This is a genomic window from Mesorhizobium sp. RCAM 05104 (assembly GCF_059683645.1).
Genome location: NZ_CM185033.1, coordinates 3,990,035 through 4,001,588 on the forward strand (window position 1 = coordinate 3,990,035; position 11,554 = coordinate 4,001,588).

Here is an 11,554-nt window from a genome sequence, read left to right on the forward strand (position 1 = left end):
CAGGGCCGGCGTTAACGTCTTTTTCGCCCGTCGATGTTTAGGTGACGCGCGGTGTGCGAAAAGATATGAGTGGCGCTAACTTCATCCTGTTGATCAATCTGTCGGTCGCCGGCCTGCTGGCGGCGTCCTTCATGGCGGTCGCGTTCCATGATGTCGGCCGCGCGCCGGCGCGCTGGCTGGCCTTCGGCTATCTCCTGGGCATGGCCTATTTCGCCGTCGAGTTCAGCATCCCCGCCTTCGCCAATGCGCGCCCGGTGGTCGTTGCCGCCTTCGCGGTCTTCCTTGGTGCCACCATCGCCTTCAATGGCGGGCTTGCCCGCAAATACGACGTGGCGCCACCGTGGCCGCCGATGCTGTTCTTCCTGTTCGCCACGACCGTCGCGGTGTACTTCGTGCAGGACTTGCCGCGCCAGTCGCTGGCCCGCATGATGGCCTACCAGCTTCCCTATGCCGTCATGCAGTTCGTCGGCCTCGCCATCGTCTGGTCGTCCAGGCAAAGGCTCGCCCGCCTCGACCGCATACTGATGGCCGTGCTGGCGGCCAGCGGCCTGCAGTTTGCCTCAAAGCCGTTCATCGCGCATGCTCTCGGCGGCTGGGGCGCCAACCCGCAAGCCTATGTGCAAAGCAGCTACGCGCTGGTGTCGCAGTCGCTGGGCACCGTCTTTGGCGTGGCGCTGGCGCTGCTGATGCTGGCTATCCTGGTTCGCGACGTGCTCGCCGAAGCGACATCGAAGTCCGAGACGGACACGCTTTCGCATCTGCTCAACCGCGGCGGCTTCACGCGCCACGCCGAGCAGGCGGTGCTTGGCGCGGTGCGGCAAGGCGTGCCGGTCGCCCTGGTCATCGCCGATCTCGATCACTTCAAGAGTGTCAACGACAGTTTTGGCCATGCGTCCGGCGATCGGGTGATCGAAACCTTCGCCAGCTTCCTGCGCGAGGCCGCCGCCAGCCACCATGTCGCCGGCCGCATCGGCGGCGAGGAGTTCGCCATCATCCTGCCGGGAACCAACCTTGCCGCCGCGCGGCTGTTCGCCGAGGGCGCACGCAGTGCATTCGGCGCGCTTCCCATCGACGGACTGCCGGTTGACAATCGCTGCACCGCGAGCTTTGGCGTTGCCGAACTTCATCCCAGCGAGGACTTTGCCGGCCTGATGCGGCGTGCGGACCAGGCACTCTACCAGGCGAAGAACGCCGGCCGCGATTGCGTGCGTGTCTCCGCCGGACCGGTCAACGGCCAGCCGTCGGCCGCAATCAGCACCAGGGCCGATTCCGGCCGGAGCTGATCCTGGCTCGCCCCGTCTTCCCGTTCGAGCATGATCTTTTGACGCAATTCCCAAGGGAAAGCGCTGTGTGCTTTTCCCGGGAAAACCGTTTCACACTTTTCCTGGAATTTGCTCTAGCGGCAGGGGCTGAGTTCCGGCATCTCGCCTTCAGAGAGGCCGTACATGTAGCTGCGGCCCTTCACGAACACCGGCGGCCGGTAGCAATCCCTGTAGCCGCTGATCTCGTCTGATTCGTTCTCGTAGATCACCTTGGGCTGGCCGGCGCTGGTGTAGTCCGACAACTGCTTGGCCAGCCTACCCTCGCCGACCAGGATGCGCTTGTAGCCGGCGGCGCTGTCAATGACGAGATTGCCGAAGGAATCGGCGTAGACGCGATCCTGATGACGTGCCCCGGCGAGCGCGGGCGCCGCCTGGCCGACGACCGAAGCCGCCACAATGAGCGCCGCAAGGCGCGATCTGCCCGAGTTCGAACGCATGGCGTCCTCCATGTTAGAGGCCAAAGCGCGTCGCGACGCGCTTTCAGTCCTTGGTTGGGTGCATGCCGTTGCCCCAAAACCGCTGGGCGCCCCTTTTGGCGACACGCACGCCTCCTCGAATCAGAAATTAACCTTTTCTTAACCTTTGTTAAGAGCTTGGTGCGTTTCCAAGCCAGGTCTCGTGAAACATGGTTAATTTCGAACTTGGGGGGAAAAGGGCGGCCATCATTCGGCCATGCTTGACCGCACCATCGCGGCCGGCGCCGGGCTCGGCATCGGGCGCCCCTTGATCTTGGCAAGGCATCGTGGCTAGCTTGCCGCGGGGGAGGACAACACATGGCGTTACGCCGGACGTTTCGGGTGGCGCTTGCCCTTTCACCACTTCTGATCGCCGTCGCCTGCGTGCCGCAGAGCAATGAGCCGAAGGCCGGCAACAAGGTCGCCGCGTCGCCGGCGCCTGTCGCCTCGGCGGGCGGCGCCGTCACCGACGTGACCACGCCACAGCCGCGCACCGCGACCTACAACTGTGCCGATGGCGGCAGGATGACCATCGAGAATCTCGGCACCTCCTTGCGTGTTCTCGGTGCTGACGGCGTCAGCGAGGATCTGCAGGCCTCGCCGGCCAATCAGAACAGCCGTTACGAGCAGGCGCATGACGCGATTGTGATCGACGGCCGCGAAGCACTGGTCATGAAGGCCGGCTCGACGCCTGTGACCTGCAAGCGCTGAGCCGAAACCGCTTCGACATTCATATGGTGCACTGCAGCGACAATGTGCCGGCTTGGCGCCGCCAACCCTTAATCGATTGAAGCTCCAGGCTCGTCTTTAGTCATACTAAATTACGTTTTCGAAACGGTTTTCTGGCTTTGACGCGGTGCAAAAAGAGCATTAGAAACCGGCTGTCCGAAGTCGCAACCGGAAGCGGCAATGCCGCATTCCAACCTGAGGCTCCAGAGACGCCGAACTGGGGGAGCCATGAGCAAATCACCAGCCACCCGCGAATTTGCCAGACGTGAACGGCCGCTTTCGCCGCATCTGTCGGTGTACCGGCCGCCGATCACCATGACGATGTCGATCATCCATCGCATCACCGGTGGGGCGCTCTATTTCGGCACGCTCCTGGTCGCCGTCTGGTTGATGGCGGCGGCAAGCTCGCAGGCGACGTTTGACTGGGTCAACTGGGCTTTCGGCACCTGGCTCGGCCGGCTCATCCTGTTCGGTTACACCTGGGCGCTGATGCATCACATGCTGGGCGGCATTCGCCATCTGGTGTGGGATACCGGCGCCGGCCTCGAGAAGCACACGGCCTCCAAGATCGCCTGGGCGACGCTGGCCGGCTCGATCCTGCTCACGCTGCTGATCTGGATCGTCGGATACATGGCGCGGGGAGCCTGATCATGGCCGGCAAAAATACCGACATGCGCACGCCGCTGGCGAAAGTCCGCGGCCTCGGTTCGGCCCGCGAGGGCACGCAGCATTTCTGGCGCCAGCGCCTCACGGCAATCGCCAACATTCCGCTGACGCTGTTCTTCGTAGGGTTCCTGATCGCGCTGAATGGCGCTGGCTACACCGAGGTGCGGGCGGCGCTTGCCAATCCGTTCGTGGCGCTGGTGGTGACACTGGTGCTGGTCTCCGGGCTCTACCATATGCGGCTCGGCATGCAGGTGATCATCGAGGACTACCTTCATGGCGAGGGCATGAAGCTGGCGCTGATCGCGCTCAATACATTTTTCACCATAGCGGTCGGCGTCGCCTCGATCTTCGCCCTGCTCAAGCTGGCATTCGGAGGCTGAGTTGGCCAAGGACGCGAAAACCGCCAACACGGCATCGGCCTACACCTATGTCGACCACAAATTCGACGTGGTGGTCGTCGGCGCCGGCGGCGCCGGCCTGCGCGCCGCCCTCGGCATGGCCGAACAGGGCCTGCGCACCGCCTGCATCACCAAGGTGTTCCCGACCCGGTCGCACACGGTGGCGGCGCAGGGCGGCATTGCCGCTTCGCTTGCCAATATGGGCCCCGACAACTGGCAATGGCATCTCTTCGACACCGTCAAGGGTTCGGACTGGCTGGGCGACATCGACGCGCAGGAATACATGGTCCAGCAGGCGCCGGCCGCCGTCTACGAGCTCGAACATTACGGTGTGCCGTTCTCGCGCACCGAAGAGGGCAAGATTTATCAGCGGCCGTTCGGCGGCATGATGATGAATTTCGGCGAAGGCCCGCCGGTGCAGCGCACATGCGCCGCCGCCGACCGTACCGGCCATGCCATGCTGCACACGCTCTATGGCCAGTCGCTGAAGCACAACGCGCAGTTCTTCATCGAGTATTTCGCGCTCGACCTGATCATGGAGCCGGACGGCACCTGCACCGGTGTCGTCGCCTGGAACCTCGATGACGGCACCATCCACCGCTTCTCGGCCAAGATGGTGGTGCTGGCGACCGGCGGCTATGGCCGCGCCTATTTCTCGGCCACCTCGGCGCACACCTGCACCGGCGATGGCGGCGGCATGGCCTCCCGCGCCGGCCTGCCGCTGCAGGACATGGAGTTCGTGCAGTTCCATCCGACGGGCATCTACGGCGCCGGCTGCCTGATCACCGAGGGCGCGCGCGGCGAGGGCGGCTATCTCGTCAATTCCGAGGGCGAGCGCTTCATGGAGCGCTATGCGCCGTCGGCCAAGGACCTTGCCTCGCGCGATGTGGTGTCGCGCTGCATGACGCTGGAAATCCGCGAAGGCCGCGGCGTTGGCCCGAAGAAGGATCATATCTTCCTGCATCTCGACCATCTCGACCCGGCCGTCCTGCATGAGCGGCTGCCCGGCATTTCGGAATCGGCCAAGATCTTCGCCGGCGTCGACCTGACCAAGGAACCGATCCCGGTGCTGCCGACGGTGCACTACAATATGGGCGGCGTGCCGACCAACTACTGGGGCGAAGTGCTCAATCCCACTGCCGAAAATCCGGACCAGGTGTCGCCCGGGCTGATGGCCGTCGGCGAGGCCGGCTGCGCCTCCGTGCACGGCGCCAACCGGCTTGGCTCGAACTCGCTGATCGATCTGGTCGTGTTCGGCCGCGCGGCGGCGATCAGGGCCGGCCAGGTGATTGACCGCAACTCGGCGATCCCTTCGCCCAACGAAGCCTCGGTCGAGAGGATCATGGATCGTTTCGACCGGCTGCGCCACGCCAACGGCTCGACGCCAACCGCCGTTCTGCGCGAGAAGATGCAGAAGGCGATGCAGGAAGACGCGGCGGTGTTCCGCACCCAGGAATCGCTGGACAGCGGCTGCAAGCGCATTTCGCAGATCTGGACCGAGCTCAAGGACATCAAGGTGTTCGACCGCTCGATGATCTGGAACTCCGACCTGGTCGAGACGCTGGAGCTGGAAAACCTGATGGCCAACGCCATCACCACGGTCCATGGCGCCGCGGCGCGCAAGGAGAGCCGTGGCGCGCATGCGCGGGAAGATTTTTCGGCGCGCGACGACGCGACCTGGCGCAAGCACACGCTCGCGCGGCTCAACGAGGCCGGCGAGGTGGAACTGAGCTATCGGCCGGTGCACACCGAGCTGCTGCTCAAGGAAGCCGACGGCGGTATCAACCCGGCCAAGATCGCGCCGAAGGCCAGGGTGTACTGACGATGGCGCTGGCGGCCTCTGGATATTCGGGCACGCCCCTTCCGGCCAAGCTCGGCCTGAAGGACGGCATGACCGCCGCCTTCATAGCGCTGCCCCACGACCTCGACGATCTCGCCGACGCCGTTGACTTCGCTCAAGTCGACAGGCTGCCGGACTGGTCGGAGATTTCGGGTGTTCGCCAGAAATATGATGCCGTTCATGCCTTTGCCCGGCAGCGTGCCGAGATCGAGGACCGCCTGGTCGATATTGAGGCGGCCATCAAGCGCGACGGCATGGTCTGGGTCTCCTGGCCGAAGAAGGCATCGAAAGTGCCGACCGACGTCACCGAGGGCGTCGTTCGCGCCGAGGCGCTGAAGCTCGACCTTGTCGACGTCAAGGTCGCCGCCGTGAATGAAATCTGGTCCGGGCTGAAGCTCGTCATCCGAAAGGACCGCAGGTAATGGTCGAACTGACGCTCCCCAAGAATTCGCAGATCAAGCAGGGCAAGACCTGGCCGAAGCCGGAGGGCGCCACCAATTTGCGCGAGTACCGCATCTATCGCTGGTCGCCGGACGATGACGAGAACCCGCGCATCGACACCTATTTCGTCGATATGGACGATTGCGGGCCGATGGTGCTCGACGCGCTGCTCTGGATCAAGAACAAGATCGACCCGACACTGACCTTGCGCCGGTCCTGCCGCGAAGGCATTTGCGGTTCCTGCGCCATGAACATCGACGGCTCCAACACGCTCGCCTGCACAAAGGGCTGCGACGACATTTCCGGCGCCGTGAAAGTCTACCCGCTGCCGCATATGCAGGTGGTCAAGGACCTGGTGCCGGACCTCACCAATTTCTACGCCCAGCACGCCTCGATCGAGCCTTGGCTGAAGACGGTGTCGCCGGAGCCGGCCAAGGAATGGCTGCAGAGCCATGAGGACCGCGAGAAGCTCGACGGGCTCTACGAGTGTATCCTGTGCGCCTGCTGCTCGACCTCGTGCCCGAGCTACTGGTGGAACGGCGACCGCTATCTCGGCCCGGCAACATTGCTGCAGGCCTATCGCTGGCTGATCGATTCCCGCGACGAGGCCAAGGGCGAACGGCTCGACAATCTGGAAGACCCGTTCCGGCTCTATCGCTGCCACACCATCATGAACTGCGCGCAGACCTGCCCCAAGGGCCTCAACCCGGCCAAGGCGATCGCCGAGATCAAGAAGATGATGGTCGAGCGGCGGGTATAGCGAGCCGATCATTATGACAGATACCGAATTGCCCGTTCTTTCTCCTGCCGAAGCGCGTGTGCTCGGCTGCCTGATCGAGAAGAAGGAACTGACGCCTGACGTCTACCCGCTGACGCTGAATGCAGCACTTGCCGCCGCCAACCAGAAGACGGCACGCGAGCCGGTGATGGCGCTGGAACAGACAGAGGTGCACCGGGCCCTGAAGCTGCTCGAGCAGAAGGGGTTGGTGCGGCAGATGTTCGGCTCGCGTGTGGAGCGCTATGAGCATCAGATGGCGCAGCGCTTCTCGCTGACCACGCCGCAGACCGCCTTGCTCGGCCTGCTCCTGTTGCGCGGACCGCAGACGGCGCATGAGCTCCTGGCGCGAGCTGAGCGCATGGCGCGGTTTTCGTCGATCGAAGACCTGCGCGCTGAACTCGACATGCTGATCGGCCGCCGGCCGCCGCTGATCCAGGAGATCCCGCGCGGGCCAGGCCAGCGTGAGGACCGCTACGTGCATCTCCTCGCTGGACCGGTGGACGTCGCAGCCCTTTCGGCGCAGCGGAGCACGCCGGCCACGCCTCACTCCGACCTGGAAGCGAGATTGGAGGCGCTGGAGCAGGAAGTCGCCGCACTTCGCGCCCGGCTCGACTCGCTGGGTGCCTAGAGCAGTTCACCGTTTCACGGAAACGGCAAACCGCTCTAACTCTTTGTTTTGACGCAATTCCGGACGGAAAACCGTTTCACACTTTTCCTGGAATTGCTCTAGCTCCTCCCTCTCTTCAGGATACCCGGCGCGCCGTTATGCGCGCCGGATCTCACAAGGGATGTCCTCAGCCGAGCCTGGCGTCGAGCGAAACCTTGATGGCACCGAGCGCCTTCGAGACCGGGCACTCGGCCTTGGCCTTCTCGGCCAGTTCCTTGAATTTCGCCGCATCGATGCCCGGAACCTTGCCGACCACCGTGAGGGCGCTGCCGGTGATGCCGGTGCCTGGAACCAGCGTCACCACGGCCTTGGCGTCGAGCTCGGCGGCGGGCGTGCCGTTCTCGGCCAGGAAATGAGAGAACTGCATGGCAAAGCAGCCGGCATGCGCCGCCGCGATCAGTTCTTCCGGATTGGTGCCGGATTTGCCGCTCTCGTCCTCAAAGCGCGCCTTGAACGAATAGGGCGTGCCCTTCAGCGTCCCGCTCTGGCTGTCGAGCGTGCCTTTGCCCTCTTTGAGATTGCCTTTCCAGACGGCGTTTGCGGTGCGGTCCATGAATTCCTCCTTGGCCTCGATTGCGCCGGCCCGGCGCCAGCGTTCCTCCCAACTATAGCGCGGGCGCGCGGGAAGGCCACCGCGCCGTTCCTGCGGAACCGCGACATCGGCGTCGGCGGCGAAATCTTTTTCTGAAAAACATGCGTGCGAAAATGTCGACTTGCATCCGGCCCGACCGTCCTGCGGGCGGCCACAGTCTGGTGGCCGGATGGAGGTTCACATGGACAGTCTGTTTTTCGCGCTGTGGAAGAGCCCAGGCCGCAAGGCCGGGCGACCGGAAGATTTCTGGCTGCATCCGCCCCCGTCCGGCCTTGGCCGGTTGCTCGCGGCCGTCGCCATCATCGGGATCGCGGCATGCCTTCTCGATCATGCGGCGGGCAGCGCCCCGGCTGACACCCTGATCGCCTCAACCTATGGTTCGTCACAACAAGGGAGATAGAGATGCAGTATGTTTGCCTGGTCTATGGCGAGGAAAAAGACCTCTATGCGCTGACAGCCGAGGGATCGGCCAAGCTCGATGCCGACTCGCTGGCCTATGACAGATCCCTGGAGCAGCGAGGCGTGCTGATCATCGCGCAGGCGCTGCAATCGGTGAGGACCTCGAAGACCGTGCGCCGGCGCAAGGGCAAGCGGCTGGTCACCGATGGCCCCTTCGCCGAAACCAAGGAGCAGCTGCTCGGCTTCGTCATGATCGAGGCAAGAAATCTCGACGACGCGCTGGAGATTGCCGCCGGCATTCCGCTGGCCGAAATCGGCACCATCGAGGTCAGGGCGGTCTACGACATACCAGGATCATAGGCGGGGCGATCAGATCGCCTCGCCCTTCAAGAGGCGAGGCGTACCGCCGGACAGGCCCGACGCCTGGCGGATGAAGAACGCCTTCAGCCGCGGCATCCGTTCGACCAGACCGAGGCCGATGTCGCGGACGGTGCGCAGCGGACCGATGTCGTTGGAAAACAGCCGGTTCAGCACGTCCGTGGTGATGCCCATCTGCACGGTGTCGAAGCGGCGCCATTGCTGGTAGCGCTCGAGCACGTCGAGCGCGCCGATGTCCTGGCCGAGCCGGTCGGCCTCGACAATCACCTCGGCAAGCGCGGCGACGTCCTTGAAGCCGAGATTGAGACCCTGGCCGGCGATCGGGTGGATGCCATGGGCGGCGTCGCCGGCGAGCGCGACGCGCGGCGCGACGAAGGCGCGCGCAAGCGTCAGGCCAAGCGGCCAGGCGCGTGGCTTGTCGGCGACGCGGATCTCGCCAAGCTTGAGGCCGAAGCGCTGCTCGAGTTCGTGCTCGAAGACGAGATCGTCTCCGGCAACCAGCTTGTCGGCATCCTGTGAGCGTTCGACCCAGACGATCGATGAGCGGTTGGTGCCGTCGTCGTCCGGCTTGAGCGGCAAGGTGGCGAACGGGCCGGCCGGCAGGAAGTGCTCTTCGGCGCGACCGTTGTGCGGGCGTTCATGCGCCACCGTGCAGACAATGCCGGACTGGCCGTATTCCCATTTCACCGTCTTGATGCCGGCCATGTCGCGCAGCTTCGAGTTGACGCCATCGGCGGCAACCAGCAGCCGAGCCTTCAGCGTCGCGCCGTCGGCAAGATGGACGGTGATGCCGGCACCGTTGGTTTCGAAACCCTGCACGGCGACACCTTCGATGATGTCGATGCCGAGTTCCTCGGCACTGCGGCGCAAGGCACCGTTCAGCACCTTGTTGGCCACCATATGCGCGAACGGCTCGCCCGGCGCCACCTCGCCGTCGAAGGTCAGGAAGACCGGACGGACCGGATCGGAGCTGCGCGAATCGGTGATGATCATCTCGGTGATCGCCTGGGCCCTCGGCGCGATCTCGGTCCATACGCCGAGCTGGTCCAGCATGCGGCAGGCGGCAGCGGCAATGGCCGAAGCACGGCCATCCCTTTGCCAGGTCCCGGCGGGCGCGGCATCGACCAGCGCAATGGCAAGGCTCGGGCGCGCCTGCTTCAGCGACACGGCGGCGGCAAGCCCGACATAGCCGGCGCCGGCGACTAGGACATCGAGCCCGGACCTGGTGTTCGCGTCCGTCCTGGGTTGCATCATCTTCGCTCCTTGCGCGCCGGCCGGGCATCCGCCCTTGACGGCTCGTCCTTCCTGTCGGAAACCCGCCATAGCATTCGGTGTGAGGTCACGAAACATGACGGCGGCCATGGACGAGCTTCTCGACATTCTCGACCTCGAGCGGCTGGAACACAATCTGTATCGTGGTCGCAGCCCCCAGGTGGAATGGCAGCGCGTATTCGGCGGCCAGACGATCGCCCAGGCCCTGGTGGCGGCGCAGCGGACCGTCGAGCCTGATCGCTACGTGCATTCGCTGCACGGCTATTTCATGCGGCCGGGCGATATCAAGGTGCCGATCGTCTACGAGGTCGACCGCATCCGCGATGGCGGCTCCTTCACCACCCGCCGCGTGCTGGCGATCCAGCACGGGCAAGCGATCTTTTCGCTGGAAGCCTCGTTCCAGGTCGACGAGAAGGGGCTTGAGCACCAGTTCGCCCTGCCCGACGACGTTCCGCCGCCGGAAGGGCTGCAGACGCAGCGGCAGCTGCTCGAGAAGGCCGAACGTGTACCGGAGGCGGTGCGCCGCTTCTGGGCACGGGAACGGCCGCTGGAGCTGCGTCCGGTCAATCTCCAGCACTATGAAAGCCGCGACAAGCTGCCGCCCCGGCAGAATGTCTGGATCCGCCTTGCCGGGCCGGTTCCCGACGACCGCGCGCTGCAGTCGGTGCTGCTCGCCTACCTGTCCGACATGACGCTGCTCGACACGTCGACCTTCGCGCATGGGCGCGGTCTGTTCGATCCCGATATCCAGGCGGCGAGCCTCGACCACTCGATGTGGTTCCACCGGCCGCATGCGCTCGACGGCTGGCTGCTCTACGCCCAGGACAGCCCGTCAAGCTCCGGATCGCGCGGCTTCAGCCGCGGCACTCTCTATGCACGCGACGGCACGCTGATCGCCTCGATGGCCCAGGAAGGGTTGATCCGGCTCAGGCGTTGAGCACCCTGACGGCAGCTTCTTGTTTGGGCATGATCTTTTCCGAAAACCGGGACCCAACTTTCGGGACCGCGCTGCCAAAGCGGGCAAAATAGGCAATTTCGAAAAATTGCACAATTTTTGAGCACATGCCGTGCCGCAGATGCCGGCACCTTCTGCCTCCGGAAGCCCCAATCCCTTTGTTTACAATAGGTTAATGCACTGCTTCGGCAACTGGCACGGAGCTTGAATCCACGAGGGCACTCTCCGGCTCTCCTTGGGATCGGTGCAGTCGTGCAAACGCGGGGGACCGCAACAGCAAAGGGTGAAACCTTATGAAAATCGTGATGGCAATCATCAAGCCGTTCAAGCTCGACGAGGTACGCGAAGCGCTTACCGCCGTCGGCATCCAAGGCCTGACCGTCACCGAAGTCAAAGGCTACGGGCGTCAGAAGGGACATACGGAAATCTATCGTGGGGCGGAATACGCGGTCAGCTTCCTGCCGAAGATCAAGATCGAGGTCGCGGTCAGCTCCGACATGGTCGACAAGGCCGTCGAAGCCATCACCGCTGCGGCCAAGACCGGCCAGATCGGCGATGGCAAGATCTTCGTTTTCGGCATCGACCAGGCGGTGCGCATCCGTACCGGCGAAACAGACACCGACGCGCTCTGAGCGGCGAAAACGTATTCCAATGGAGAGTTC

15 protein-coding genes are annotated in these 11,554 nt (G+C 64.2%); 12 read left to right on the top strand and 3 right to left on the bottom strand.

From position 1 onward, the window contains the following. The first annotated feature begins 65 nt into the window (after positions 1 to 65). Positions 66 to 1,283, top strand: a complete 1,218-nt coding sequence (locus AC56QP_RS19535; protein ID WP_489858472.1) for a GGDEF domain-containing protein — start codon at positions 66 to 68, stop codon at positions 1,281 to 1,283. A 113-nt stretch (positions 1,284 to 1,396) separates the two neighbouring features. Here AC56QP_RS19535 and AC56QP_RS19540 read toward each other — a convergent pair whose 3' ends face one another. Continuing rightward, the gene (locus tag AC56QP_RS19540; protein ID WP_489858471.1) at positions 1,397 to 1,759 is read right to left on the bottom strand and encodes a hypothetical protein; all 363 of its coding nucleotides are present in this window, start codon (positions 1,757 to 1,759) and stop codon (positions 1,397 to 1,399) included. Positions 1,760 to 2,095: 336 nt separating this feature from the next. Here AC56QP_RS19540 and AC56QP_RS19545 point away from each other — a divergent pair, with 336 nt between their 5' ends. From AC56QP_RS19545 to AC56QP_RS19575, 7 genes are all read left to right on the top strand, one after another. Then, positions 2,096 to 2,488, top strand: coding sequence for a hypothetical protein (locus tag AC56QP_RS19545; RefSeq protein WP_489858470.1), 393 nt, complete (start codon positions 2,096 to 2,098; stop codon positions 2,486 to 2,488). A gap of 246 nt (positions 2,489 to 2,734) precedes the next feature. Further along, positions 2,735 to 3,154 carry a succinate dehydrogenase, cytochrome b556 subunit gene (gene sdhC / locus AC56QP_RS19550; RefSeq protein WP_489858469.1) on the top strand — a complete coding sequence of 140 codons (420 nt, stop codon included), beginning with the start codon at positions 2,735 to 2,737 and terminating at the stop codon, positions 3,152 to 3,154. A gap of 2 nt (positions 3,155 to 3,156) precedes the next feature. Further along, on the top strand, positions 3,157 to 3,552 hold the full coding sequence (sdhD, locus tag AC56QP_RS19555; RefSeq protein ID WP_489858468.1) for a succinate dehydrogenase, hydrophobic membrane anchor protein: 396 nt from the start codon (positions 3,157 to 3,159) through the stop codon (positions 3,550 to 3,552). 1 nt (position 3,553) lies between these two features. Beyond that, entirely contained in the window at positions 3,554 to 5,392 is a 1,839-nt protein-coding gene (gene sdhA / locus AC56QP_RS19560; protein ID WP_489858467.1) for a succinate dehydrogenase flavoprotein subunit, read from the top strand. Between the two features lie 2 nt (positions 5,393 to 5,394). Then, positions 5,395 to 5,832, top strand: coding sequence for a DUF3052 family protein (locus AC56QP_RS19565; RefSeq protein WP_489858466.1), 438 nt, complete (start codon positions 5,395 to 5,397; stop codon positions 5,830 to 5,832). After that, positions 5,832 to 6,611: a succinate dehydrogenase iron-sulfur subunit gene (locus AC56QP_RS19570; RefSeq protein WP_256752010.1), complete on the top strand. Its 780-nt coding sequence runs from the start codon at positions 5,832 to 5,834 to the stop codon at positions 6,609 to 6,611. Before AC56QP_RS19565 ends, AC56QP_RS19570 begins: the two co-directional genes overlap by 1 nt. Before the next feature lie 13 nt (positions 6,612 to 6,624). After that, positions 6,625 to 7,257, top strand: coding sequence for a YceH family protein (locus tag AC56QP_RS19575; protein WP_489858465.1), 633 nt, complete (start codon positions 6,625 to 6,627; stop codon positions 7,255 to 7,257). 166 nt (positions 7,258 to 7,423) lie between these two features. Here the strand turns inward: AC56QP_RS19575 and AC56QP_RS19580 are convergent, their stop codons facing one another. After that, a complete protein-coding gene (locus AC56QP_RS19580) occupies positions 7,424 to 7,849 on the bottom strand; it encodes an OsmC family protein (protein WP_256752008.1) in 426 nt (141 codons plus the stop codon). Between the two features lie 220 nt (positions 7,850 to 8,069). On the opposite strand from AC56QP_RS19580, the gene AC56QP_RS19585 reads away from it, so the two are divergent. Then, positions 8,070 to 8,288 carry a hypothetical protein gene (locus tag AC56QP_RS19585; RefSeq protein ID WP_489858464.1) on the top strand — a complete coding sequence of 73 codons (219 nt, stop codon included), beginning with the start codon at positions 8,070 to 8,072 and terminating at the stop codon, positions 8,286 to 8,288. Positions 8,289 to 8,290: 2 nt separating this feature from the next. Beyond that, positions 8,291 to 8,647 (top strand): YciI family protein, encoded by a 357-nt coding sequence (locus tag AC56QP_RS19590; protein ID WP_489858463.1) that lies wholly within the window; start codon positions 8,291 to 8,293, stop codon positions 8,645 to 8,647. A 9-nt stretch (positions 8,648 to 8,656) separates the two neighbouring features. Here the strand turns inward: AC56QP_RS19590 and AC56QP_RS19595 are convergent, their stop codons facing one another. Continuing rightward, positions 8,657 to 9,916, bottom strand: a complete 1,260-nt coding sequence (locus tag AC56QP_RS19595) for a ubiquinone biosynthesis hydroxylase (protein ID WP_489858462.1) — start codon at positions 9,914 to 9,916, stop codon at positions 8,657 to 8,659. 97 nt (positions 9,917 to 10,013) lie between these two features. On the opposite strand from AC56QP_RS19595, the gene tesB reads away from it, so the two are divergent. Together tesB and AC56QP_RS19605 are read left to right on the top strand one after the other, a co-directional pair. After that, positions 10,014 to 10,874: an acyl-CoA thioesterase II gene (gene tesB, locus AC56QP_RS19600; protein ID WP_489858461.1), complete on the top strand. Its 861-nt coding sequence runs from the start codon at positions 10,014 to 10,016 to the stop codon at positions 10,872 to 10,874. 311 nt (positions 10,875 to 11,185) lie between these two features. Beyond that, positions 11,186 to 11,524: a P-II family nitrogen regulator gene (locus AC56QP_RS19605; protein WP_013892292.1), complete on the top strand. Its 339-nt coding sequence runs from the start codon at positions 11,186 to 11,188 to the stop codon at positions 11,522 to 11,524. Positions 11,525 to 11,554: the final 30 nt, after the last annotated feature.